This window comes from Pseudomonas yamanorum, assembly GCF_900105735.1.
GTDB classification, from domain to species: Bacteria; Pseudomonadota; Gammaproteobacteria; order Pseudomonadales; family Pseudomonadaceae; genus Aquipseudomonas; species Aquipseudomonas yamanorum.
On the sequence record NZ_LT629793.1, the window covers coordinates 4,320,109 to 4,344,849 of the forward strand.

20 protein-coding genes and 2 pseudogenes are annotated in these 24,741 nt (G+C 61.4%); 16 read left to right on the forward strand and 6 right to left on the reverse strand.

Annotated features, from left to right (window positions below):
- Positions 1-23: 23 nt before the first annotated feature.
- The 5 genes and pseudogenes from BLU46_RS20350 to BLU46_RS20370 form a co-directional block, all read left to right on the forward strand.
- Positions 24-1,766, forward strand: coding sequence for a type I secretion system permease/ATPase (locus BLU46_RS20350; RefSeq protein WP_093204852.1), 1,743 nt, complete (start codon positions 24-26; stop codon positions 1,764-1,766).
- Positions 1,763-3,094 (forward strand): HlyD family type I secretion periplasmic adaptor subunit, encoded by a 1,332-nt coding sequence (locus BLU46_RS20355; protein WP_093204856.1) that lies wholly within the window; start codon positions 1,763-1,765, stop codon positions 3,092-3,094. The genes BLU46_RS20350 and BLU46_RS20355 overlap by 4 nt, the downstream gene beginning before the upstream one ends.
- Entirely contained in the window at positions 3,091-4,419 is a 1,329-nt protein-coding gene (locus BLU46_RS20360; protein ID WP_093204858.1) for a TolC family outer membrane protein, read from the forward strand. Before BLU46_RS20355 ends, BLU46_RS20360 begins: the two co-directional genes overlap by 4 nt.
- Positions 4,420-4,654: 235 nt before the next feature.
- Positions 4,655-4,813, forward strand: a pseudogene (locus tag BLU46_RS20365) (TolC family protein); the annotation flags it as partial.
- A gap of 235 nt (positions 4,814-5,048) precedes the next feature.
- Positions 5,049-5,207: pseudogene (locus BLU46_RS20370) on the forward strand (TolC family protein); the annotation flags it as partial.
- A gap of 163 nt (positions 5,208-5,370) precedes the next feature.
- On the opposite strand, the gene trmA reads toward BLU46_RS20370, so the two are convergent.
- Together trmA and BLU46_RS20380 are read right to left on the reverse strand one after the other, a co-directional pair.
- The gene (gene trmA / locus BLU46_RS20375) at positions 5,371-6,450 is read right to left on the reverse strand and encodes a tRNA (uridine(54)-C5)-methyltransferase TrmA (protein ID WP_093204865.1); all 1,080 of its coding nucleotides are present in this window, start codon (positions 6,448-6,450) and stop codon (positions 5,371-5,373) included.
- The gene (locus BLU46_RS20380) at positions 6,447-7,742 is read right to left on the reverse strand and encodes an NCS2 family permease (RefSeq protein ID WP_003215557.1); all 1,296 of its coding nucleotides are present in this window, start codon (positions 7,740-7,742) and stop codon (positions 6,447-6,449) included. The genes trmA and BLU46_RS20380 overlap by 4 nt, the downstream gene beginning before the upstream one ends.
- 200 nt (positions 7,743-7,942) lie before the next feature.
- Here BLU46_RS20380 and BLU46_RS20385 point away from each other — a divergent pair, with 200 nt between their 5' ends.
- The 4 genes from BLU46_RS20385 to BLU46_RS20400 all read left to right on the forward strand — a co-directional run bounded on the left by BLU46_RS20385 (position 7,943) and on the right by BLU46_RS20400 (position 12,186).
- Positions 7,943-8,389, forward strand: a complete 447-nt coding sequence (locus BLU46_RS20385; protein ID WP_093204869.1) for a DUF4879 domain-containing protein — start codon at positions 7,943-7,945, stop codon at positions 8,387-8,389.
- Positions 8,390-8,495: 106 nt separating this feature from the next.
- Positions 8,496-9,020 (forward strand): (2Fe-2S)-binding protein, encoded by a 525-nt coding sequence (locus BLU46_RS20390; protein WP_063026982.1) that lies wholly within the window; start codon positions 8,496-8,498, stop codon positions 9,018-9,020.
- Positions 9,017-10,006, forward strand: coding sequence for an FAD binding domain-containing protein (locus tag BLU46_RS20395; protein ID WP_093204873.1), 990 nt, complete (start codon positions 9,017-9,019; stop codon positions 10,004-10,006). Before BLU46_RS20390 ends, BLU46_RS20395 begins: the two co-directional genes overlap by 4 nt.
- Positions 10,003-12,186 carry a xanthine dehydrogenase family protein molybdopterin-binding subunit gene (locus BLU46_RS20400; RefSeq protein WP_093204876.1) on the forward strand — a complete coding sequence of 728 codons (2,184 nt, stop codon included), beginning with the start codon at positions 10,003-10,005 and terminating at the stop codon, positions 12,184-12,186. Before BLU46_RS20395 ends, BLU46_RS20400 begins: the two co-directional genes overlap by 4 nt.
- Here BLU46_RS20400 and BLU46_RS20405 read toward each other — a convergent pair.
- Entirely contained in the window at positions 12,183-13,424 is a 1,242-nt protein-coding gene (locus BLU46_RS20405) for an MFS transporter (protein ID WP_093204880.1), read from the reverse strand. The two genes, BLU46_RS20400 and BLU46_RS20405, sit on opposite strands and share 4 nt — an antisense overlap.
- Positions 13,425-14,622: 1,198 nt before the next feature.
- Between BLU46_RS20405 and BLU46_RS20415 the strand changes: the two genes are divergently transcribed.
- The 3 genes from BLU46_RS20415 to BLU46_RS20425 are packed head-to-tail and all read left to right on the forward strand — an operon-like array spanning position 14,623 to position 17,253.
- A complete protein-coding gene (locus BLU46_RS20415; RefSeq protein WP_093204884.1) occupies positions 14,623-16,062 on the forward strand; it encodes a cytochrome ubiquinol oxidase subunit I in 1,440 nt (479 codons plus the stop codon).
- 3 nt (positions 16,063-16,065) lie between these two features.
- On the forward strand, positions 16,066-17,073 hold the full coding sequence (gene cydB, locus BLU46_RS20420) for a cytochrome d ubiquinol oxidase subunit II (protein WP_008432810.1): 1,008 nt from the start codon (positions 16,066-16,068) through the stop codon (positions 17,071-17,073).
- A gap of 12 nt (positions 17,074-17,085) precedes the next feature.
- Positions 17,086-17,253, forward strand: a complete 168-nt coding sequence (locus BLU46_RS20425; RefSeq protein ID WP_003215809.1) for a DUF2474 domain-containing protein — start codon at positions 17,086-17,088, stop codon at positions 17,251-17,253.
- A 41-nt stretch (positions 17,254-17,294) separates the two neighbouring features.
- Here BLU46_RS20425 and BLU46_RS20430 read toward each other — a convergent pair whose 3' ends face one another.
- Together BLU46_RS20430 and BLU46_RS20435 are read right to left on the reverse strand one after the other, a co-directional pair.
- Positions 17,295-18,419 carry a methyltransferase gene (locus BLU46_RS20430; RefSeq protein WP_063026994.1) on the reverse strand — a complete coding sequence of 375 codons (1,125 nt, stop codon included), beginning with the start codon at positions 18,417-18,419 and terminating at the stop codon, positions 17,295-17,297.
- Positions 18,420-18,547: 128 nt separating this feature from the next.
- Complete coding sequence (locus BLU46_RS20435; RefSeq protein WP_063026996.1) at positions 18,548-19,258, reverse strand: helix-turn-helix transcriptional regulator; 711 nt, start codon at positions 19,256-19,258, stop codon at positions 18,548-18,550.
- A gap of 403 nt (positions 19,259-19,661) precedes the next feature.
- On the opposite strand from BLU46_RS20435, the gene BLU46_RS20440 reads away from it, so the two are divergent.
- A complete protein-coding gene (locus tag BLU46_RS20440; RefSeq protein ID WP_063026998.1) occupies positions 19,662-20,438 on the forward strand; it encodes a ferredoxin--NADP reductase in 777 nt (258 codons plus the stop codon).
- A gap of 42 nt (positions 20,439-20,480) precedes the next feature.
- On the opposite strand, the gene mscL is transcribed toward BLU46_RS20440, so the two are convergent.
- A complete protein-coding gene (gene mscL, locus BLU46_RS20445; protein WP_010174913.1) occupies positions 20,481-20,897 on the reverse strand; it encodes a large-conductance mechanosensitive channel protein MscL in 417 nt (138 codons plus the stop codon).
- 286 nt (positions 20,898-21,183) lie between these two features.
- Here mscL and katB point away from each other — a divergent pair, with 286 nt between their 5' ends.
- The 3 genes from katB to radA are packed head-to-tail and all read left to right on the forward strand — an operon-like array spanning position 21,184 to position 24,720.
- The gene (katB, locus tag BLU46_RS20450) at positions 21,184-22,725 is read left to right on the forward strand and encodes a catalase KatB (RefSeq protein WP_093204888.1); all 1,542 of its coding nucleotides are present in this window, start codon (positions 21,184-21,186) and stop codon (positions 22,723-22,725) included.
- Between the two features lie 52 nt (positions 22,726-22,777).
- A complete protein-coding gene (locus BLU46_RS20455) occupies positions 22,778-23,317 on the forward strand; it encodes an ankyrin repeat domain-containing protein (RefSeq protein ID WP_093204892.1) in 540 nt (179 codons plus the stop codon).
- Between the two features lie 35 nt (positions 23,318-23,352).
- Positions 23,353-24,720, forward strand: coding sequence for a DNA repair protein RadA (radA, locus tag BLU46_RS20460; RefSeq protein WP_003215821.1), 1,368 nt, complete (start codon positions 23,353-23,355; stop codon positions 24,718-24,720).
- Positions 24,721-24,741 lie beyond the last annotated feature (21 nt).

Consider the following 24,741-nt stretch of genomic DNA (forward strand, 5'->3'; position numbering starts at 1 on the left):
ATTTCCCCCATGAGAATTCCCCGATGCGCCATGCCGGCAACGAAACCCTGGCCGCCCTCACCGCCTATAAAAGCGGCTTCCTTAACATCGGCCTGTTCTCGGCGGTGATCAACCTGCTGATGCTGGCCCCGGCGCTGTACATGTTGCAGGTCTATGACCGGGTGCTGGCCTCCGGCAACGAGATGACCCTGTTGATGCTGACGCTGATGATCCTCGGCTTGTTCGGCTTGATGGGCGCGCTGGAGTGGGTGCGCAGCCAGGTGGTGATCCGCCTCGGCACGCAGATGGACATGCGCCTGAACCAGCGGGTGTACGACGCCGCGTTCGAGGCGCAACTGAAAGGCGGCACCCAGGCGGCGGGGCAAGCGCTCAGCGACTTGACGGCCTTGCGCCAGTTCGCCACCGGCCAGGCGCTGTTCGCGTTTTTTGATGCGCCGTGGTTCCCGGTGTACCTGCTGGTGATCTTCCTGTTCCACCCTTGGCTCGGCCTGCTGGCCCTGGCCGGCGCGGTGATCCTGGTGGTCTTCGCCTGGGTTAACCAGCACATCTGCCAGGCGCCGTTGGCCCAGGCCACGCAACTGTCCATCAGCGCCAGTCAGCAGGCCACGTCCAACCTGCGCAACGCCGAAACCATCGAAGCCATGGGCATGCTGGCGACCTTGCGCGCACGCTGGTTTGCCCAGCACCAGGCGTTTCTGGCGGCGCAGAACCTGGCCAGTGAAAAGACTGCGGCCATCAGTGCCTGGTCCAAGGGCGTGCGCCTGGCGTTGCAGTCATTGGTCCTCGGTTTGGGCGCGTTGCTGGCGGTGCAAGGGGCGATTACGCCGGGGATGATGATCGCCGGTTCGATCCTGATGGGCCGGGTACTGAGCCCCATCGACCAGTTGATCGGCGTGTGGAAACAGTGGAGTTCGGCACGCCTGGCCTATGAGCGTTTGTCATTGATGCTGGCGGCCAACCCCGCACGTACGGAGCGCATGAGCTTGCCGACGCCCAGCGGCCAGTTGACGGTCGAGCAGGTGAGCGCGTGTGCGCCGGGCAGTCGTCGACCTGCGTTGGCCAACCTCGGCTTCAGTCTTCCCTCCGGTGAAGTGCTGGGCGTGATTGGGCCGTCCGGTTGTGGCAAGTCGACGCTGGCGCGCCTGCTGGTGGGGGCCTGGGCGCCAATGTCTGGCAAGGTGCGGCTGGACGGCGCGGACCTGGCGCAGTGGGACAAGCAGCAACTCGGCCCGCACATTGGTTATCTGCCACAGGACATCCAGCTGTTCGCCGGCAGTATCGCCGACAACATCGCGCGTTTCGGCACCGTGGATTCGGACAAGGTCCTGGCCGCCGCGCAAATGGCCGGGGTGCATCACCTGATCCTGCAACTGCCCCAAGGCTACGATACCCAGTTGGGTGAGGGCGGTGCCGGCTTGTCCGGCGGGCAGAAGCAACGTGTCGCACTGGCGCGGGCGCTGTACGGCTTGCCCGCGCTGATCGTGCTGGACGAGCCCAACTCCAATCTCGACGAAGCCGGCGAGCAGGCCTTGTTGCAGGCCATCACCTCGCTCAAGGCGCAGCGCCGCACGCTGGTGTTGATCACCCACAAGACCAACGTGCTGACCCTGACCGATCAATTGTTGATTCTGCGGGACGGCCAGCTGCAAGCGTTCGGGCCGACTGCTCGGGTGTTGGAGGCCACGCAGAAACCTGCGGCAGCGCCGCCCAAACCGGTGTCGACGATGAGCATGAGCTACCGCCTCGGTGAAGGAAAAAAAGCATGAACCGACCTGTGCTTGTGGCGGACAACGGCGTGCCGCCCGTGAATAACGTACTGGCGCTGGACGATAAAAAATACGCGCGCCTGGGCTGGTGGCTGGTGCTCGGCGGGTTTGCCGGGTTTCTCGGCTGGGCCGCACTGGCGCCGTTGGACAAAGGCGTGGCGGTGTCGGGCAAGGTCATGGTCTCGGGGCACCGCAAGACGGTGCAGCACCCGGCGGGCGGGATCGTCGAGCGGATCGAAGTGCGCGATGGCGAGGTGGTGAGCGCCGGTCAGGTATTGATCCGCTTGAAGGAGACACCGTTGCGCGGGCAGATGCAGTCGTTGCGCAGCCAGTTTATTGCGTCCCAGGCCAGCGAAGCGCGCTTGAGTGCGGAGAGTGAAGGCTTGTCGGCCATCGTCTTCGCTCCCGAACTGCTGAACGATCCGGAGGCTGCCGCCACCTTGAGCCTGCAACGGCAACTGTTCAGCAGTCGCGCCCAGGCACTGGCCACGGAGCAGCAAGGCCTGCGGGAAACCATCGCCGGGGCCGAGGCGCAACTGCGCGGCACGCGGGATTCCCAGGCCAGCAAAGTGCTGCAACGCACCGCGATGAATGAACAACTGCAGGGCCTGCGGGAGCTGGCGCGGGACGGCTATATCCCGCGCAATCGGCTGCTGGAAAGTGAGCGCCTTTACGCCCAGCTCGACGGCGCGATTGCCGAGGATTTCGGCCGCATCGGCCAGTTGCAACGGCAAGTCCTCGAACTGCGCTTGCGCATCCGCCAGCTTGGCGAAGACTTCCAGAAAGACCTGCGTGGCCAACTGGCGGAAACCCGTACCCGCAGTGACGACCTGCGCAATCGCCTGGCCTCGGCTGAGTTCGAACTGGCCAACAGCCTGGTGCGCGCGCCGGCGGCCGGCGTGGTGGTTGGGCTGGATGTGTACACAGAGGGCGGTGTGATCAAGCCCGGCCAGGCGTTGATGGATATCGTGCCCCAGGGCGAACCGTTGCTGGTGGAAGCGCGGGTGCCGGTACAGATGGTCGACAAAGTGCACCCGGGCTTGCCGGTGGAACTGCTGTTCTCGGCCTTCAACCAGAGCACCACGCCGCGCATCGCCGGGGAAGTGACGCTGGTGTCGGCCGACCGCCAGGTCGACGAGCGCACCGATGAACCGTATTACACCGTACGCGCCCAAGTCAGCGCCGCCGGCATGCGCCAGCTCGATGGCTTGCAGATTCGCCCGGGGATGCCGGTGGAAGCCTTCGTCAAAACCGGTGAGCGCTCGATGCTCAACTACCTGTTCAAACCTTTGCTGGATCGGACTCACATGGCGTTGGTGGAAGAATGAAGGCGCTGGTATTCAGCCTGTGCTGTGCCTGTAGCGGTTCGGTCCAGGCGCTGGGATTGCTTGATGCCTATGACCTGGCGCTGCGTAATGATCCGACGTTCCAGGCAGCGATCCAGGAACGCGAGGCCGGCGAGGAAAACCGCATCATCGGTCGCGCCGGACTGCTGCCGAACCTGTCCTGGAGCTACAACAACTCGCGCAACGCGTCCGAAGTCACCCAGTCGACAGCGCTGGGCAATGTCACCAGTGACCGCGATTACCGCAGCTATGCGTCGACCCTGACCTTGCAGCAACCGCTGCTCGATTACGAAGCCTATGCGCGCTATCGCCAGGGCGCGGCGCAGGCGCTGTTTGCCGATGAACGCTTTCGCGGCAAGAGCCAGGAGCTGGCGGTACGGGTGTTGAGCGCCTACAGCCAGGCGTTGCTGGCCCAGGAGCGGATCGAACTGAGCCGCGCCCAGAAACGCGCGTATGCCGAGCGCCTGCAACTCAATGAACGGCTGCTCAAAGGCGGCGAGGGCACCCGCACCGATCTGCTGGAAACCCAGGCGCGCCTGAGCCTGGCCCAGGCCGAAGAGATCGAATCGTTGGACACCCAGGACGCTGCCTTGCGCGAACTCGAAGCGATAGTCGGTGAGCCGTTACAGATAGAAGAGCTGGCGCCTCTGACCCGACAGTTCGCCATCCCGCCGCTGGAACCCAATCGCTTCGAAACCTGGCGGGATATGGCGATGGCCAACAACCCGGAACTCAAATCCCAGCACCACGCGCTGGACGCCGCCGAGTACGAAGTGGAGCGCAAGCGCGCAGGGCACATGCCCAAGGTCAGCCTGTACGCGAGCAGCCGCCAGACCAGTTCCGATTCGGAAAGCAGCTACAACCAAAAGTACGACACCAACAGCGTCGGCATCCAGGTCAGCCTGCCGTTGTTCGCCGGCGGCTCGGTGTCGGCGTCAACCCGCCAGGCCGCCAATCAACTATCCCAGGCGCAATATGAACTGGACGCGCAAACCGCCAGGACGCTGATCGAACTGCGCAAGCAATTCAACCTCAACACCAGCGGCGCGGCCAAAGTGCGGGCGTATGAAATGGCAGTCAGCTCGGCCACCGCCCTGGTGACGGCAACGAAGAAAAGCGTAACGGGTGGTGAACGGGTCAACCTCGATGTACTGGATGCCGAGCAGCAACTGTTCACGGCACGCCGCGACCTGGCGGATGCGCGGCATGCGTATCTGCTGGCGCGGATACAGCTGAAGTATTTTGCGGGGTTGCTGAACGAGCAGGACCTGCGGGCGTTGGCGGGGTATTTCCAGCCATCGGCATGATGGCGATATTTGCCAACACACCGATCCATTGTAGGAGCTGTCGAGCCTTGGCGAGGCTGCGATGGCGGCGGGACTGATGACATTTTTTTGCCTGACCCACCGCCATCGCGGCCTCGCCAAGGCTCGACGGCTCCCACATTTTGATCTTTGCAGTCCTGGGGATTTAACGCCGGGTCAGTAACACACCCGATTCCATGTGGTGCGTTCAGGGGAACTGGTCAAACAGCGCGCACTTGTGCTGGATGCCGAGCAGCAACTGTTCACGGCACGCCGCGACCTGGCGGATGCGCGGCACGCGTACCTGCTGGCGCGGATACAGCTGAAGTATTTTGCGGGGTTGCTGAACGAGCAGGATCTGCGGGCGTTGGCGGGGTATTTCCAGCCGTCGGCATGATGGCGATATTTGCCAACAGACCGATCCATTGTAGGAGCTGTCGAGCCTTGGCGAGGCTGCGATGGCGGCGGGACTGATGACATTTTTCTGTCTGACCTACCGCCATCGCGGCCTCGCTAAGGCTCGACGGCTCCCACATTTTGATCTGTGCAGTGCTGGGGATTTAACGCCGGGTCAGTAACACACCCGATTCCATGTGGTGCGTTCAGGGGAACTGGTCAAACAGCGCGCCCTTGTGCTGGATGCCGAGCAGCAACTGTTCACGGCACGCCGCGACTTGGCGGATGCGCGGCATGCGTATCTACTGGCGCGGATACAGCTGAAGTATTTTGCGGGGTTGCTGAACGAGCAGGACCTGCGGGCGTTGGCGGGGTATTTCCAGCCGTCGGCATGATGGAGATATTTGCCAACACACCGGTCGATTGTGGGAGCTGTCGAGCCTTGGCGAGGCTGCGATGGCGGCGGGACTGATGACATTTTTCTGTCTGACCTACCGCCATCGCGGCCTCGCTAAAGCTCGACGGCTCCCACATTTTGATCTGTGCAGTGCTGGGGATTTAACGCCGGGTCAGTAACACACCCGATTCCATGTGGTGCGTCCAAGGGAACTGGTCAAACAGCGCGCACTGGGTAATCCGGTGCGTGTCATGCAGTTGCGCAATGTTTGCCGCCAAGGTTTCCGGGTTGCAGGAAATGTAGAGGATGTTCTCGAAGCGCCGGGTCAGTTCGCAGGTGTCCGGGTCCATCCCGGCACGCGGCGGGTCGACGAACACGCTGCCAAATTCGTAGCTCTTGAGGTCGATGCCGTGCAGGCGTCGGAACGGCCGCACTTCGTTCAGGGCTTCGGTCAGTTCTTCGGCAGACAAGCGCACCAGGGTGACGTTATCCACCGCGTTTTCATCGAGGTTGCTCAGGGCCGCATTCACCGAGGTCTTGCTGATTTCGGTGGCCAGCACCTTGCGCACGCGGGTGGCCAGGGGCAGGGTGAAGTTGCCGTTGCCGCAATACAGTTCCAGTAAGTCATCACTGCGATCGCCCAGGGCTTCGTACGCCCAGTTGAGCATCTTCTGGTTCACGGTGCCGTTGGGCTGGGTGAATGCGCCTTCGGGCTGGCGATAGCTGAATATGCGACCGCCGACGTCGAGTTTCTCGACCACGTAATCGCGGCCGATCACATCGCGCTTGCCCTTGGAGCGGCCGATGATGCTGACGTTCAGGTCCGCCGCCAGCTTGTTCGCCGCCGTATGCCAATGCTCGTCCAGCGGGCGGTGATAGCACAGGGTGATCATCGCGTCGCCGGCCAGGGTGGTGAGGAACTCCACCTGGAACAGCTTGTGGCTCAGGGCGGCGCTGGCTTGCCAGGCGGCCTTGAGTTGCGGCATCAACTGGTTGATGCGCAGGCTGGCAATCGGGAACTCTTCGATGAGGATCGGCGTGCGCTTGTCGTCCTGGGAGAACATTGCGTAGTGGCGCTGACCCTCTTCGCGCCACAGGCGGAACTCCGCCCGCAGGCGGAAGTTCTGCAACGGCGAGTCGAAAACCTGAGGCTCTGGCGCGTCGAACGGCGCCAGCAGGTCACGCAAGCGCGTGACCTTTTCTTCCAGTTGAACGGTGTAGCTTGCGGCGTCAAAAGTCATGCGTTGAACCAGCCCAGCTTGATCACAAACAGAATCGACAGGATCACCAGCGCCGGGTTCAGCTCACGGTAGCGGCCCGAAAGCAGCTTGATGGCGGTCCAGGCGATGAAACCGAAGGCAATGCCGTTGGCGATGGAATAAGTGAATGGCATCGCCAGGGCGGTGATCACCACCGGCGCGGCGACGGTGATGTCGTCCCAGTCGATTTCGGCCAGGCCCGAGGTCATCAGTACGGCAACAAACAGCAGCGCCGGCGCGGTGGCGAAGGCCGGAACGCTGGCCGCCAGTGGCGAGAAGAACAGCGCCAGCAGGAACAGGATCGCGACCACAACGGCGGTCAAACCGGTACGGCCACCGGCGCTCACGCCTGCAGCCGATTCGATGTAGCTGGTGGTGGTCGAGGTGCCCAGCAGCGAGCCGGCCATGGCCGCCGTACTGTCAGCGATCAGCGCACGGCCCATTTTCGGCATGTGGCCGTCCTTGCCCATGAGACCCGCGCGCTTGGCGACGCCGATCAGGGTGCCGGAGTTGTCGAACAGGTCGACGAACAGGAACGCGAAGATCACGCTCACCAGGCCGATGTCCAGGGCGCCTTTGATGTCCAATTGCAGGAAGGTTGGGGCCAGCGAAGGTGGCATCGACATCACGCCGCCGAACGGCGTAAAGCCCAGCACGATGGAGGCGATGGTCACCACCAGGATGCCGATCAACACCGCGCCGCGTACTTTCAGGGCTTCCAGCGCAACGATCAGCGCGAAGCCGAGGGTGGCGAGGATCGGTGCCGGTTGTTTCAGGTCGCCCAGGCCCACCATGGTGGCCGGGTTGCTGACCACGATGCCGGCGTTGTGCAGGGCGATCAACGCCAGGAACAGGCCGATACCCGCCGCAATCGCCGAGCGCAGGGGCAGCGGGATGCTGTTGATGATCCATTCACGGATGCGGAAGATCGACAGCAGGAAGAACAGCACCGCCGAGATGAACACGGCACCCAGCGCCACTTGCCAGGTATGGCCCATGTGCAGGACGACGGTGTAGGTGAAGAACGCGTTGAGGCCCATGCCCGGTGCCAGGGCAATCGGGTAGTTGGCGATCAGGCCCATCACGGTGGAACCGATGGCCGCCGCGAGGCAGGTCGCGACAAAGACCGCGCCCTTGTCCATGCCGGTCTCACCGAGGATGCTCGGGTTGACGAACAGGATGTAGGCCATGGCCAGGAAGGTGGTGACGCCCGCGAGAATCTCGGTGCGCACATTCGTGTTGTGTGCCTTGAGTTGAAACAGCTTTTCCAGCATGCCTGCTCCCTGTGACGCTATTTTGCGTCGTTATTTGTTGACCTCTAAGTCAAAGCACAAACTGCGCCAAGCGGCTGTGGTTCCAGAGAGGATCGGAAAAAGCGGCGCATCATACCAGCAGCCGAGGGCCAGTGGCGCATAGGCTTGATCATGGCCTTGAGGCATACTGCGCCGACGTTTATTACAGGGTCATCGACAGCATGAAAAAAGCCAGCGCCTGGAGTCTAGCTCTGTTCGGTTGTATCGGCCTGTGGCTCGGTGCAGCACCGGCGTGGGGCGCGCCTGCACCGGCGTTGAGCGAGGTGCGGGTGTTCAAGGTGCAGTCGGCCAATTGCACGGAAACCATCCCTGAACGGGCGGCCAGCACCCAGATGTGCACGCACCGTGGGCAGACGCTGGTGTACGTGATGGAAGTCGGCCTGGGCAACAGCTCCCAGGCGTTTTTCGACGGCGCGCCGGTGTCCGGCACCAGCACTGCCATCTGCCAGGTGGGTTCCACCAGCCAGGCATGCAGCGGCGCTGGCACGTTGATGGGCTACATCTATACGTTCCAGCTGGATGTCGAAGCCGGCGGCACGTTTCAGTACAGCAACACCTCGATCAACCCGCCGCGCAACCAGTTGGTCACCACCCTCAGCATTCGTTGATCGCCACCCATCAATTGTCTTGAACGCTCATAACCTGCGGAAGTCGGACCGCTAAGACGGCGACTTTCCTGAACGCCGCGATTGCACACCAATCCGTGAGGTGTTTATGAGCGCGACCCACACCGGCGCGGCGGCCAAGCCGTTCGTCAGCCATCCGATACGCCTGACTCTCAATCGTCGAGACATCCAACTGGATGTATTGCCCTGGACCACCCTGCTGGACCTGCTGCGCGAGCAACTGGACCTGACCGGCACCAAGAAGGGCTGCGACCACGGCCAGTGCGGCGCCTGCACCGTGTTGCTCAACGGTAAACGGGTGAACGCCTGCCTGACCCTGGCGGTGATGTGCGACGGTGCCGAATTGACCACCATCGAAGGCCTGGCCTCGGGGGAAAACCTGCACCCGATGCAGCAGGCGTTTATCAAACACGACGCCTTCCAGTGCGGCTATTGCACGCCGGGGCAGATTTGCTCGGCGGTGGGCCTGGCCCGGGAAGGCCGTGCCCACGACACCGCGCAAATCCAGGAACTGATGAGCGGCAACCTGTGCCGCTGCGGCGCCTACAACAACATCCGCGATGCCATCGAAGAAGCCTTGCCTGCGTGCCGTACCCAGGGAGGTGAGCAATGAATCCCTTCCATTACAGCAAGCCGGTGGACGTGCAGGAGGCGGTGCACCTAGTCAGCCCGGCATCGCGGTTTATTGCCGGTGGTACCAACCTGTTGGACCTGATGAAAGAAAACATCAGCCGCCCCGAGCACCTGATCGATATCACCGGCCTGCCGCTTCGCGATGTGGAAGAAACCACCGAAGGCGGCCTGATGATCGGCGCCCTGGTGAGCAACGCCGACCTCGCGTGGCACCCACTGATCGAGCAACGCTACCCGTTGCTGTCCCAAGCCATACTCGCCGGCGCCTCGCCGCAATTGCGCAACATGGCCAGCACTGGCGGCAACCTGTTGCAACGCACCCGTTGCTATTACTTTTATGACGCCGCTGTGCCCTGTAACAAGCGCGAGCCCGGCAGCGGTTGCCCGGCGCGGGTCGGCTTGAATCGCATTCACGCGATTCTCGGCGCCAGCGATCAGTGCGTGGCCACCCATCCTTCGGACATGTGCGTCGCCCTGGCCGCGCTGGATGCCCGGGTGCATGTGCAGGGCCGGGGCGGTGCGCGGGTGATCGAGTTTGCCGACTTCCATCGGTTGCCGGGGGATGCGCCCCAGCGGGATAACCAGTTGGCCGATGATGAGTTGATCACCGCCATCGAGTTACCCGCCGACCACCTGGCAGCCCATAGCCACTACCTGAAGATCCGTGATCGGGCCTCCTATGCGTTTGCGCTGGTTTCCATCGCGGCGGCGCTGGAGCTGGACGGCGATGTGATCGTCGACGCCCGCCTGGCCCTGGGCGGCGTCGCCCACAAACCCTGGCGTGATCGCGCGGTGGAAGCCGCGCTGATCGGCCAGTCCGTCAGCCGCGAAACCTTTAGCAGCGCCGCCGAAGCCTTGCTGCAGGACGCCGAGCCTTTGGAACACAACGGCTTCAAGATCAAACTGGCACGCCGCGCGATCGTTCGCGCCCTGAGCGATGCCGCTGTTGCGGGAGCCACATCATGAGCGCGATCGGCAAACCGTTGGACCGGGTCGACGGTCTGCTCAAGGTAACCGGGCAAGCGCGATATGCCGGGGAATTTCCCGAAGACGGCCTGCTGCACGGCAGTGTGGTGTCGAGCAACATCGCCAAGGGCCGGGTCATCCGCATTGACGCTTCCAAAGCCCTGGCGCTGCCGGGCGTGGTGATGGTGCTCGATCACCTCAACCGCCCGAAACTGGCCAGCTACGACGACAGCTACGCCGATGCCGATGCCGCCGACGGCTCGCCATTTCGCCCGCTGTACAACGACCGCGTGCTGTACAGCGGCCAGCCGTTGGCATTGGTGATTGCCGATAACCTGGAGCTGGCGCGTCATGCCGGCTCTTTGGTTGAGATCGAATACACAGCCGAACCTTCCGAGACCGACCTGCTGGCCTTGCAGGACCAGGCGCACCCTTCGCCACAAACACCGCCCAAGCCGCGCGGCAACTTCCAGGCCGAATGGACCGGCGCCGCCACGAGCCTGGATCTGCACTACAGCACGCCCATCGAACACCACAACCCGATGGAGCCCCACGCCAGCACCGTGCTGTACCAGCCGGACGGCACCCTGCATATCCACGACAAGACCCAGGGCCCGCAGAACTGCCAGGCCTACGTGCAGAAAGTCTTCGGCTTGGATAAAAGCCAGGTGCGAATCTTCGCTGCATTTGTCGGTGGTGCCTTTGGTTCAGGCTTGCGGCCGCAGTACCAGTTGCCGCTGGCGGTGATGGCATCGCTGGCCTTGAAGCGTTCGGTGCGCGTCACCCTCACGCGTCAGCAGATGTTCACCTTCGGCTATCGCCCGCGCACTTTGCAGCGTCTGCAACTGGGCGCGGCCGCCAATGGTCGCTTGCTCGCCCTGGGCCACACCGCGATCGGCCAGACCTCGCGCTTCGAGGACTTCAGCGAGCACGTGGTGGAATGGAGCGGCATGCTCTATCACTGCGATAACGTGCTGCTGACCTACAAACTGGTGCCACTGGATGTGTTCACGCCGTTGGACATGCGCGCGCCTGGAGCGGCGCTCGGGGTGATCGGCCTGGAGTGCGCGATGGACGAACTGGCCTGCGCCCTGGGCATCGACCCGGTGCAACTGCGGCTGATCAACTACGCCGAGCGCAATCAGAACGAAGACAAGCCCTGGTCCAGCAAAGCCTTGCGCGAGTGTTACAGCGAAGGTGCCGAGCGTTTCGGCTGGAGCCAGCGCAACCCGGAACCGCGAAGCATGCGTGATGGCCGCCAACTGATCGGCTGGGGCATGGCCGGCGGTGTGTGGGAGGCCTTGCAAATGAAGGCCAGCGCAAAGGCGCGGATCGATCACCTGGGCAAGCTCACGGTCAGCAGTGCCACCACCGATATCGGCACCGGCACTTACACGGTCATGGCCCAGATTGCGGCCCAGGCCAGTGGCGTTCCGGTGAGTGACGTGACGTTCCTGTTGGGGGACTCCTCACTGCCGACGGCGCCGCTGCAGGGTGGCTCGTTTACCGTGTCGTCGGTGGGCAGTGCGGTGCAGCAGGCGTGTGAGGCGTTGAATGCCAAGCTGCTGGAGATTGCGCGCAAGACTTATCCGGCTTTTAAAGATGCAGAGTCGGCGCGGTTCGAAAATGGCCAGCTGCATGCTGGTGACCAGCGCATCTCCCTGGCGCAACTGGTACAGGACAGCGGTGAGCAGGCGCTGGAGGTTCAGGTGGATTGTGAACCGGGCAAACAGCGCGAAGGCTACGCCTCAGCCACGCATTCGGCAGTGTTTGTCGAAGTGCGGGTGGATGAAGACCTGGGCACCATCAAGGTCAGTCGGGTGGTCAGTGCGATTGCGGCCGGGCGGGTGGTTAATCCGAAGATGGCCCGCAGCCAGATTCTCGGCGGTGTGGTCTGGGGTATTGGCATGGCGTTGCATGAAGAGACCCAGATTGATCATGCATTGGGTCGCTACATGAACCACAGCCTGGCCGAGTACCACATCCCGGTAAACGCGGATATCGGCGAGATTGACGTGCTGTTTGTCGAAGAACACGACGAGATCGTCAACGCGCTGGGTTCCAAGGGCGTCGGCGAGATCGGGATCGTCGGGGTCGCGGCGGCGGTGGCCAACGCGGTGTATCACGCCACCGGCAAGCGGGTGCGGGACTTTCCCATCACCCTCGATAAGGTCTTCTAAACCTTGGCGGGTTCTTCCACCGGCACATGCATGCGGTCGCGGTTGGCCAGGGTCGGGAACAGTTTGATCCAGACCCCGGTCACCACCAGCGTGCCGATGCCGCCCATGACCACGGCGGGGACGGTGCCGAACCAGTGGGCGGTGATTCCGGACTCAAACTCGCCCAACTGATTCGACGCGCCGATAAACAGCCCGTTGACCGCGCTGACCCGGCCGCGCATTTCATCCGGGGTTTCCAGCTGTACGAACGAGGCGCGGATCACCATGCTGATCATGTTCGCGGCGCCCAGCACCACCAGCACGGCCAAGGAGAACCAGAACGAGGTCGACAGGCCGAACGCGATGGTGGCCACGCCAAACACCCCAACCGCCGTAAACATGATCCGCCCGACGTGCCGGTCTACGGCAAACCGCGCCAGCCACAACGACATCAGCAACGCCCCGACTGCCGGCGCCGACCGCAGCAGCCCGAGCCCCCACGGCCCGGTCAGCAGGATGTCCTTGGCAAACACCGGCAGCAACGCCGTGGCGCCGCCCAGCAGTACGGCAAACAGGTCCAGGGAAATCGCCCCGAGGATGTCCGGCCGGCTGCGGATAAAACGAATCCCGGCCAGCAGCGAATCCATGGTCGCCTTGGCCTTGTTCAAGGGCGTCTGGCGTGCGGGCAGGTTCAGGGTCAGCACGCAGGCAATCAGGTACAGCACCACCGTAGGGCCGTACACCCAGACGCTGCCGAAGGCGTATAACAAACCGCCCAACGCTGGCGCCACGATGGTGGCCAGTTGCTGTGCCGACTGCGACGACGCCACGGCGCGGGGGAACAGCGCAGTGGGCACGATGCTCGGCAGCAGGGCCTGGGTGGTGGGCATTTCAAACGAACGCGCCGCGCCTAGCAGGAACGCCAAGATAAAAATCATTTCGCGGGTGACGTTGCCGGTCAGCCCGCCAATCGCCAGGGACAGCGCGATCAAGGCTTGAACGGTCTGGCAGATGGCCGCAACCTTGCGCCGTTCATAGCGGTCGGCCACATGGCCGGTGTGCAGCATGAACAGCACCCGTGGCACGAATTCCACCAGGCCGACCAAGCCCAGGTCCAGCACGTTGCCGGTCAGTTGGTAGAGGTTCCAGCCGATGGCCACGGTGAGCATCTGGAAGCCGCTGGCGGTGAAGATCCGCGCCAGCCAGAACGCGATGAAAGGGCGGTGGTGACGTAGTAGCAGCGCGGGTTCACTGGGCATCGGGGAGACGGGTCTGGGTGGGGGAAGGGTGAGGTTATCACCAACTTGTAACCAATAGTTGCGTGGTGGGTTGGGGGGGGGAGATATGTTCAGTCTGGCTGAGTACATATCCGTTTCTTCGGTAACGGCCACTTATGGTTCCGCTCTTACAGCGGGTCACTTTTGGCAAACGCCCCAAAAGTAACCAAAAGGTCTTTGCCCCACCACTCGGTGCCTCGCCTAGGCTCGGCATGCCCGCACTCCGGCACGGCTCCGCGGGCCGCCGCGACGGGCCATCCATGGCCCGGCGCGGCTAAATCGGCATCCCTGCCGATTTACCCGCTCCACCGTGCCTACTTGCGGCCATCGTGGTTGACGGGGCCTACAGATCAAAATCAAAAGCAGATCAAGATCAAAGGCACGCAGCCTCGCTGGCGCTCGACAGCTGCTACGGGCGGGGTGGCTCTGCTTTTCTGTGGGAGCGGGCTTGCTCGCGAAAAACCTGAGAGCGCCGCGTTCATTCAGAATGCCCGCGTCATCGTTAACGACCTTCGCGAGCAAGCCCGCTCCCACATTTGGACCGTGCCCGCTTTAGATTTTGACTTTGCTTTTAACACTCAAGCCGGCCGGTAGGCCGCTGTGCTGTTGCTTTTGATCTTGATTTTGATCTTAGGCGCCCCGTTAAACCACGCTGGCCGAACGCAGGCTTTGGAGCGTGGGTAACCTGGCAGGACGCCAGGTTAGCCGTCCTGGGCCAGGGATGGCCCATGACGGCGGCCCACGGTCCAAAGCCGGAGTGAGGGCACTCCGAGCCTAGGCGAGGAGCCGAGTGGTGGGGCAAGAGCGTTTTGCTTACTTTTGCGCTGTTCAAAAGTGAGCCGCTGTAAGAGCGGAACCAATACCAGCCATCACCCAAATAACGGATATACACCCAAAGCACGCCCAATCTCACCAGAGGCAACGCCCAGTGACCACTGAGGCAACCTGTCACGCGGCAAAAGACCACGCCTTGCTCTCTCGAAAATGGGACTACTCTTTCAGCAATGCTTGATCCAGATCAAAACCTTCGCCGGGATTGCTCTGGCGGCCGCAAGGCCAGAATCCCTGCGTGGTTGGTTATAAAAAGAAACGAATTTGAATTCGCCACACTCCATATCCGTGGGGGCAGTGGGTGCAGGCCTCCAGCCAGCATTCGGTATTACCTGACAGAGGAAGACTTATGTTCGGTTTGGAGGCGCTAGATCTCGCCCGAATTCAATTCGCGTTCACCATCTCATTCCATATCCTGTTCCCGGCCATCACCATTGGCCTGGCCAGTTACCTTGCGGTGCTGGAAGGCCTGTGGCTCAAGACCCACAACGACACCTACCGTGACCTCTACCATTTCTGGTCGAAGATCTTTGCCGTCAACTTCGGCATGGGCGTGGTCTCCGGTCTGGTGATGGCCTATCAGTTCGGCACCAACTGGAGCCGCTTCTCGGACTTCGCCGGCGCTGTCACCGGGCCGTTGCTGACCTATGAAGTGCTCACGGCGTTCTTCCTCGAAGCCGGCTTCCTTGGGGTCATGCTGTTCGGCTGGAACAAGGTCGGGCGCAAGCTGCACTTCTTTGCCACCGTGATGGTGGCCGTCGGCACGCTGATCTCGACCTTCTGGATTCTCGCCTCCAACAGCTGGATGCAGACACCACAGGGTTTTGAAATCATTGATGGCCGGGTGATTCCTACCGACTGGCTGGCCGTGATTTTCAACCCGTCGTTCCCTTACCGCCTGATGCATATGGCCACGGCAGCCTTCGTCGCGACCGCGTTCTTCGTCGGTTCTTCGGCAGCCTGGCACTTGCTGCGCGGCAAGGACAACCCGGCGATCCGCACCATGCTGTCGATGGCGATGTGGATGGCGCTGATTGTCGCGCCGATCCAGGCGGTCATCGGTGACTTCCACGGCCTGAATACCCTGAAGCATCAGCCGGCGAAGATCGCCGCGATTGAAGGCCACTGGGAAAATATCGGCAACGAGCCCACGCCGCTGATCCTGTTCGGCTGGCCGGACATGAAGGCTGAAAAAACCAAGTTCGCGGTGGAAATCCCCTACCTGGGCAGCCTGATCCTGACCCACTCCCTGGACAAGCAGGTGCCGGCCCTCAAGGAGTTCCCGCCTGAGGATCGTCCCAACTCGACCATCGTGTTCTGGTCCTTCCGGGTCATGGTGGGCCTGGGCTTCCTGATGATTTTCACCGGCCTGTTCAGCCTCTGGCTGCGCAAGGGCGACAAGATGTACACGTCCAAGCCGTTCCTGTACCTGGCGCTGTGGATGGGCCCGTCCGGTCTGATCGCAATTCTCGCCGGCTGGTTCACCACCGAAATCGGCCGACAGCCGTGGGTGGTCTACGGGCTGATGCGCACGGCGGACGCCTCGTCCAACCACAGCTTTGCGCAGATGAGCATTACGTTGGTGTTGTTTGTGGTGGTGTATTTCGCGCTGTTCGGCGCGGGCCTGGGCTACATGATGCGCCTGGTGCGCAAAGGGCCTGTGACCCACGAAAGCACCGAGCCTACTCACGGTGGCCCTGGGCAGAAACGCACACCGGCCCGTCCGTTGTCGGCGGCTGATGACAGTGCCGATGCCGATCACGGCGACACCTTGAACAAGGGGAACTGAGCCATGGGTATTGATCTTCCGCTGATCTGGGCCGTGATCATCATCTTCGGCATCATGATGTACGTGGTCATGGACGGCTTTGACCTGGGGATCGGCATTCTCTTCCCGTTCATCCCGGGCAAGACCGACCGTGACGTGATGATGAACACCGTCGCCCCCGTGTGGGACGGCAACGAAACCTGGCTGGTACTCGGCGGCGCGGCGTTGTTTGGCGCGTTCCCGCTGGCCTATTCGGTGGTGCTCTCGGCGCTGTACCTGCCACTGATGCTGATGCTGATCGGGCTGATCTTTCGAGGCGTGGCGTTTGAATTCCGCTTCAAGGCCAAGGACGACAAGCGTCACTTGTGGGACAAGGCCTTCATCGGCGGCTCGCTGGCGGCGACGTTCTTCCAGGGCGTAGCGCTGGGGGCGTTCATCGATGGCATTCCGGTGGTCGACCGCCAGTTTGCCGGTGGCTCACTGGATTGGCTGACGCCGTTCACGATGTTCTGCGGCGTGGCCCTGATCGTGGCGTATGCGCTGCTGGGTTGCACCTGGCTGATCATGAAGACCGAAGGCAGTTTGCAGGAGAAGATGCATAACCTGGCGCGGCCCCTGGCCTTCGTGGTGCTGGCGGTGATCGGTATCGTCAGCCTCTGGACGCCGCTGGCCCACCCGGAAATCGCGTCGCGCTGGTTCACTCTGCCTAACCTGTTCTGGTTCCTGCCGGTGCCGATCCTGGTACTGGTGACCATGTACGGACTGATTCGCGCCGTGGCCCGCAATGCGCACTACACGCCGTTCCTGCTGACGCTGGTGCTGATCTTCCTCGGCTACAGCGGTCTGGGGATCAGCCTGTGGCCGAATATCATCCCGCCATCGGTATCGATCTGGGACGCCGCCGCGCCGCCGCAAAGCCAGGGCTTCATGCTGGTGGGCACCCTGTTCATCATCCCGTTCATCCTGGGCTACACCTTCTGGAGCTACTACGTGTTCCGCGGCAAGGTCACCCACGAAGACGGTTATCACTAGGAGGATTGACTCATGTCCGGCAAACCTTCGTTGCACGACATCGAACAGGCCGAGAAAAAGCCGCTCTGGCAGCGCCTGGGCTGGCTGGCGATGATCTGGACCGGCAGCGTCCTGGCCCTGTTCGTGGTGGCCAGCCTGATGCGCATGTTCATGAATGCCGCGGGCCTGACCACCCACTGACATCCCGTTGTAACTATTGCCCTCCTTTATGGAGGGCTTTTTTATTTGCGCGCCTTGAGAATCACGAACTTCGGTGTGGTCGCCACTTGCTCGACGCCGCGGAACAACCGCGCCAACTTGGTGTGATAACCCAAGTGACGGTTGCCGACGATATACAGGGCGCCGCCCACTACCAACGCTTCCCGCGCCTGCTGGAACATGCGCCAGGCGAGGAAATCACCCACCACTTGCTGCTGGTGGAACGGCGGGTTGCACAGCACCACCTCCAGTGATTGCGGTTCTTGATCGGCCAGTCCGTCGCCGGGGCGAACCAGCACCTCGCGTTCACCCAGGGCGGCGCGCCAGTTTTCGGCCGCCGATTGCACGGCCATATAGGACTCATCCACCAACGTGTACTGCGCTTGCGGATTCTGCAGTGCGCTGGCAATCGCCAACACGCCGTTGCCGCAGCCAAGGTCCGCCACGCGGGCGTCCCCCAGGTTTGCCGGAAGGTGCGGCAGGAAGGCTCGGGTGCCGATGTCGAGGCCTTCGCGGCAGAACACGTTGGCGTGGTTGAGCAGTTCGATGGCCGGGGTTTCCAGGCGGTAGCGCGTAGGGTAGGGCGATACGGCGTGTGGCCGATCGGCCTGGGTGGCGATCAGCAAGCGGGCCTTTTTTACCGCCAGTGAGGCGTGCATCGGGCCGACATAGCGCTCCAGCAATTCGCCGGCGGCCCGTGGCAAGTGCTTGACCATCGCCCCGGCAATCACCTCGGCGCCGGGTGCCAGTTGGCCTTGCAGGCGAATCAGTTGTTCTTCGAGCAGGGCCAGGGTTTTCGGCACGCGGATCAGTACACGGTCGAACGGCCCGGTCGGCGTCTGGCTGGCGGGCAGGAGCGTTACCGCGTCGAAAGCCTTGCCGTTGCGCGCGAGGTTTTTCTCCAGGCCCAGGGCGCCGAGGAACGAGTCACCGCTGGAGGTGACCTGCACATGTCCTTCGAGGCTGGCCGCCAGCGCGCCGAAACTGTCGTTGAGCACCAATACGCGGGTCGCAGGCGTCGGCTGTTGTTCCGCCAGATAGCTGAGCAAATACTCATCGGCTGCATCAAACGCTTGCAGCGGGTCGTTGTGCTGTTCTGGCTGACGGATCAGGTCGAGTTGGGCGAAGGGGCTGTCGAGCAGGGGCATGGCGGGGGAGACTCTGGGTAAGCGAACCATCGGGGTGAGCGGCGACGCGAGGCGCATCAGGGGCTCGCGTCATCACCCGGAACTGGCCGCAAATGTTACTTTTTTTTCCCCTGGATTACATGCGGTGTTTAAAACAACCCGCATTTTACTGCCGTGATCACCGCGGCAATCTTGTTACTGACTCCCAGCTTCTTCATCGCACTGCTGATATGGAAGCCGACCGTGCGTTCGGACAGGCACAGGATGGTGGCGATGTCCGAGGCGGTCTTGCCCATGGCTGACCATTGCAGGATTTCGGTTTCACGCGGGGTCAATTTGCTGGGCGCTTGCGGACTGGGCTTGTCTGCATATTTTTTGGCCACCACCGCGTGCATGGCGTGGCAAATCCAGAGTACTTGTCCGGCTTTTTCATAGAGTTCTTCAGGGCCCACTGGGCCGATGGTGCGCCCCAGGCTCAACATGCTGAAAACACCCTGGAAGTCATGAACCGATTGGGTCCATCCGAAATTCAATCCGTTGGACTGGGCATGAGCCCATAAGTCCGGTACCGAGGAAAAGGTTTTCTCGTCCCATACGATCGGTAGAACCGAGCGTTTGCAATGCGCAACCACAGGGTCGAAATCAAAGTAGTGCTCTTGTCTGTACAGCGTATTCCACTCATTTGAATAGTTGTTTAGGTTGACGGTTTTCGTTTGGTTGTTGGGTAGATGAGAACTAAGGGTGAATGCGCAGTATTGGAAGCCAAGCTCGTAGGTAAGGTTGAGGGCAGCTTCGTACATGCTGGTTATTTCGCTTTCCCCTTCGAGTTTGGGCAGGCGAGTGTTGTGCCAGTTGACCATCGGTAACTCTCCATGTGCACGTTTTTTACATGGGGTACTTCCAAGGCCCCCGTTTACGGCATGAAAAAATAGTGTAGGACAACGGCTATAGCTCGAAATGAAAATTTGGTTATGTTCGGCTGAGTGGTGGATGAGGAGTATTTGTACAAACTAACTACGGTGTACAAGTTGCAGGTGCTCGATAAGATTTTTCTATTTTTTTTAACGACTTGCTGTGAATGCCGCTTGTTAATATTTAATTGCTTTCCGTCATCTAATGGCTTGTTGAAAGGAGGCTAATAGCCAAATATTTAGTACTGCCCAGCGGTTGCCCATGGGCGCAGCGGCAATGCCAGCACAAACCATCGGTGTTTCCAGGAGGCGCTTTGAGGGACACTAGGGGCCTCTGCAAATGGAGTTTCCCATGACGGCCAGTGCTGAAAAATACACCCGCCAGACCTTGCTCGACGTGCAATCGCTGACCCCCAGCCTGTTTACCCTGCGCACTACCCGAGATCCGGGCTTTCGCTTTCGCGCCGGACAATTCGTGCGCCTGGGGGTGACCAAGGCCGATGGCAGCATTGTGTGGCGTGCTTATTCAGTGGTGTCCTCGCCCTTTGACGAGCACCTGGATTTCTTTTCTATCGTTGTGCCGGGTGGCGAGTTCACCAGTGAACTCAGCCGCCTGCGCGAGGGCGATACCCTGCTGGTGGAACGCCAGGCCACGGGCTTTTTGACTCTGGACCGGTTTGTGGATGGTCGCGATCTGTGGCTGCTGGGCACCGGGACCGGAATTGCGCCGTTTCTGTCGATCCTGCAGGACTTCGAGGTGTGGGAAAAATTCGAGCGGATCATCCTCGTCTATAGCGCCCGCGAAGCAAGGGAGTTGGCTTACCAGTCGTTGATCCATGAGCTGGGCGAACGAGAGTACCTGGCGGAGCACGCCCACAAGCTCACCTACATTCCTATCGTGACCCGTGAGCAACATCCGGGCGCGCTGAATGGGCGGATTACCACCCTGATCGAGAACGGCGAATTGGAACGCGCCGCAGGCATCGAGCTGACCCCTGAGCATTCCAGAGTGATGATTTGCGGCAACCCGCAGATGATCGACGACACGCGCCAGTTGCTGAAACAGCGTGACATGCAACTGAGCCTGACCCGTCGCCCGGGCCAGGTCGCGGTAGAAAACTACTGGTAAAACAAAGGCGCCCTTAAGGCGCCTTTGTTTTGTTTGCCGAGCTTACTCGGGCTTGCTGTTCTGTGCCTTGAGCAGATCGCGGATCTCCCCCAGCAGCTCTTCTTCCTTGGTCGGAACCGGCGGCAAGGTGGGCGCCACGGCCTCTTCGCGCTTCAGGCGGTTGATGGCCTTCACACCCATGAAGATCGCAAACGCAACGATCACAAAGTCGATCACGCTCTGGATGAACTTGCCGTACGCCAGCACCACGGCAGGGGCATCGCCCTGGGCGGCCTTGAGCGTCACGGCCAAGTCGCCAAAATCGACTCCCCCGATCAACAGGCCGATGGGGGGCATCACCACGTCGCCTACAAAGGAGGAAACGATTTTGCCGAAGGCGGCGCCGATGATAATACCGACGGCCATGTCGACCACATTACCTTTGACCGCGAAGGCCTTGAACTCACTTAACACGCCCATAGGTTATTCCCTGTTACAGATGAGGAGGTAGAAGCCAGTGTAAGACAGTGTGGCGCGGCTTGCGCGACACAACTGCTTACAGTGTCCGTTTTTATCGACACATTAAATCGCAAATAGTTTGCAAAGTGCCATCAATCGCGCGCGGAATACCCGCTATTTCAGGGGGTTACCACACTATTTTCTTAATCGGGTTGGTACGGCTTTTCTATTTATCTTCTGACTCCCGGGTCACTAGCCTCTGGCAAGCACAACTCAATGTGCACTAAAAAAACCAGAGGATACCTCGATGAAAAACCCTATTAGCCGCGGGCCTATTTCTGCGCGACAGGTGCTGTTTGTAGTGAGCGCCAGTCTTCTTTCGCTGTCCGTACACGCCGCCAACCTCACGCGCGACAATGGCGCGGCGGTCGGTGACAATCAGAACTCGCAAACCGCCGGTGCGAATGGCCCGGTCCTGTTGCAAGACGTGCAACTGATCCAGAAACTGCAGCGCTTTGATCGCGAGCGTATTCCGGAGCGCGTTGTGCATGCCCGTGGCACTGGCGCTCACGGTACCTTCACCGTCACCGATAACCTCAGCGACCTGACAAAGGCCAAGGTATTTGCCGCCGGTGAAGCCACGCCGGTATTTGTGCGGTTTTCTGCGGTCGTTCACGGCAACCATTCGCCGGAAACCCTGCGTGACCCACGCGGCTTTGCCACCAAGTTCTACACCGCCGAAGGTAATTGGGACCTGGTCGGTAATAACTTCCCGACGTTCTTCATTCGCGATGCGATCAAGTTTCCGGACATGGTTCACGCCTTTAAACCAGACCCGCGCACTAACCTGGATGATGATTCCCGTCGCTTTGACTTCTTCTCCCATGTTCCGGAGTCCACTCGTACGTTGACCGAGTTGTACTCGGACTCCGGTACTCCAGCCAGTTACCGGGAAATGGACGGTAACGGTGTACACGCCTACAAGTTGATTAACGCCAAGGGCGAAGTGCACTACGTCAAGTTCCACTGGAAGAGCCTGCAAGGCATCAAGAACCTTGACCCTAAACAAGTAGCTGAAGTACAGGGCCGTGACTACAGCCATATGACCAATGATTTGGTCACGCACATCAATAAGGGCGACTTCCCCAAGTGGGACCTGTATGTGCAAGTGCTGAAACCTGAAGACCTGGCCAAGTTTGATTTCGACCCACTGGACGCCACCAAGATCTGGCCAAACGTGCCTGAACGCAAAGTCGGGCAGATGGTGCTGAACCGCAACCCCGCCAACGTCTTCCAGGAAACCGAGCAGGTGGCCATGGCGCCGGCCAACCTGGTGCCGGGCATCGAGCCGTCGGAAGACCGCCTGCTGCAAGGCCGGGTGTTCTCCTATGCCGATACGCAAATGTACCGCCTCGGGCCAAACGCCCTGCAACTGCCGATCAACGCACCCCGGGTGACCGTCAACAACGGTAACCAGGACGGCGCGATGAACTTCGGCAAGACCACCACTGGCGTGAACTACCAGCCAAGCCGCCTGCTGCCACGGGAAGAGCCGCAAACCGCGCGGTACAGCCAGTCGGCCCTGTCGGGCAGTACCCAGCAAGCGAAGATCCAGCGTGAGCAGAACTTCAAGCAGGCCGGCGACCTGTACCGCTCTTTCAACAAGAAAGAGCGTCAGGACTTGATCGACAACTTCGGCGGCTCCCTGGCCACCACCGATGACGAGAGCAAGCACATCATCCTGTCGTTCCTCTACAAGGCGGATCCGGAGTACGGCACCGGCGTGACCAAAGTCGCCAAGGGTGACCTGGCCCGCGTCAAGGCGCTGGCTGAAAAGCTGACTGACTGATTGGCCCCGTCGGCGCCCGAGCGGGCGCCGACACCCTGGCAGGAGAAACCCCATGCGTATCTACATCGCGTTATTCACCGCTTTGCTGGCCCTCACCGCCCATGCCGAGTCGCCTGACCCGCAAGCGGTCCAGGAACAGCTACAGGATTATTACTTCGACGCCGCCCGCCGTGGCGACGTGGAAATGCTCAACACGTTCATCGACTCCGGCTATTCGCTGAACACCCAGGATGAAAAAGGCTACACGGCACTGATTCTCGCCGCCTATCACGGCGAAAGTGCCTATGTGGACCGATTGCTCGCCGCCGGCGCCGATGCCTGCGTGCAGGACAAACGCGGCAACACCGCTTTGATGGGCGCGATCTTCAAGGGTGAGCTGAAAATCGCCCAGCGCCTGCTGGCCACCGACTGCAACCCCGACCAGCGCAACGGCGCCGGACAAACGGCGGCCATGTATGCCGGGCTGTTCAAACGCGTGGAACTGCTGGACGAACTGAAAGCCAAGGGCGCCGATCTGAATGCCGAAGACCCGATCGGTAACAGTGCTTCACGTTTGGCCAGCGGTGAAATCCGTACCCCGGCGCCGCGCTGAGCTATCATCGCGGTTTTTCGGTTGGAGGTTCTCAAATGGCAAAGGCCAAGCGCATGTATGGCTGCACGGAGTGCGGCGCGACCTTTCCCAAGTGGGCCGGCCAGTGCACGGAATGCGGTGCGTGGAACACCCTGACCGAAACCATGATCGAGAGCGGCGGCGCCGTGGCCCCCAGTGGCCGTTCCGGCTGGACCGGGCAACAAACCCAGATCAAGACCCTGGCCGAAGTCAGCGTCGAAGAAATCCCGCGTTTTTCCACCGCTTCCGGTGAACTGGACCGGGTGCTGGGCGGCGGCCTGGTGGATGGCTCGGTGGTGCTGATCGGCGGTGACCCGGGCATCGGTAAATCCACGATCCTGCTGCAAACCCTGTGCAGCATCGCCAGCCGTATGCCGGCGCTGTATGTCACCGGTGAAGAATCCCAGCAGCAAGTGGCCATGCGTGCGCGCCGCCTGGGCCTGCCCCAGGACCAACTGCGGGTGATGACCGAAACCTGCATCGAAAGCATCATCGCCACCGCGCGCCTGGAAAAGCCCAAGGTGATGGTGATCGACTCGATCCAGACGATTTTCACCGAACAACTGCAATCGGCTCCGGGTGGTGTGTCCCAGGTGCGGGAAAGTGCCGCACTGCTGGTGCGCTATGCAAAACAGAGCGGTACGGCGATTTTCCTGGTGGGCCACGTGACCAAGGAAGGCGCGCTGGCCGGCCCGCGGGTGTTGGAACACATGGTCGACACCGTGCTGTATTTCGAAGGCGAGTCCGATGGGCGGTTGCGTTTGTTGCGGGCGGTGAAGAACCGTTTTGGCGCGGTCAACGAGCTCGGAGTGTTCGCCATGACTGACCGGGGCTTGAAAGAAGTCTCCAACCCGTCGGCGATTTTTCTTACCCGTGCCCAGGAAGAAGTCCCAGGCAGTGTGGTGATGGCAACGTGGGAAGGCACCCGGCCGATGCTGGTGGAAGTGCAGGCGCTGGTGGACGACAGCCACCTGGCCAACCCGCGCCGCGTCACCCTGGGCCTGGATCAGAACCGCCTGGCGATGTTGCTGGCGGTGCTGCACCGCCACGGCGGCATTCCCACCCATGACCAGGACGTTTTCCTCAACGTGGTGGGCGGGGTCAAGGTATTGGAAACCGCGTCTGACTTGGCATTAATGGCGGCAGTGATGTCCAGCCTGCGCAACCGGCCGTTGCCCCACGACTTGCTGGTGTTCGGCGAAGTGGGCCTGTCGGGTGAAGTGCGCCCGGTGCCCAGCGGCCAGGAGCGCCTGAAGGAAGCGGCCAAGCACGGCTTCAAGCGCGCCATCGTGCCCAAGGGCAATGCGCCGAAAGAAATGCCACCGGGGCTGCAAGTGATCGGGGTGACGCGCCTGGAGCAGGCGCTGGATGCCCTGTTCGAATAGTCGCCAGCCACACATCACCCC